This window comes from Mesorhizobium sp. M00.F.Ca.ET.216.01.1.1 (genome assembly GCF_004010325.2).
Taxonomy (GTDB): domain Bacteria; phylum Pseudomonadota; class Alphaproteobacteria; order Rhizobiales; family Rhizobiaceae; genus Mesorhizobium.
The window spans coordinates 1-430 of the sequence record NZ_SADR02000139.1 but is presented as its reverse complement, the minus strand read 5'-3'; the positions used below and the strand labels follow the sequence as shown (position 1 = coordinate 430).

General features: G+C 65.6%; 1 protein-coding gene. It reads left to right on the top strand.

What is annotated here, in order from left to right; all coding sequences use genetic code 11:
- On the top strand, positions 1-430 hold a 430-nt coding region (locus EN859_RS35420; protein WP_135913615.1), incomplete at both ends, for a DUF933 domain-containing protein.

Here is a 430-nt window from a genome sequence, read left to right as displayed (position 1 = left end):
CTCGCATCCGGTGCTTTATGTCTGCAACGTCGCCGAGGCCGATGCCGCGACCGGCAACGAGCACAGCAAGGCCGTGGAAAAGATGGCTGCCGCGCAGGGCGCCAGCACCGTGGTGATCTCGGCGGCGATCGAAGCCGAAGTCGCCCAGCTTTCCGACGAAGAGGAAATGGAATTCCTAGCCTCGCTCGGCCTCGATGAGCCGGGTCTCAACAAGGTGATCCGGGCCGGCTACGAGCTGTTGCAGCTCATCACCTACTTCACCGCCGGGCCGAAGGAGACGCGCGCCTGGACCGTGCACAAGGGCGCCAAGGCGCCACAGGCCGCCGGCGTCATCCACACCGATTTCGAGCGCGGCTTCATCCGTGCCCAGACGATCGCCTATAACGACTTCGTCACGCTGGGCGGCGAAGTCGCGGCCAAGGAAGCCGGC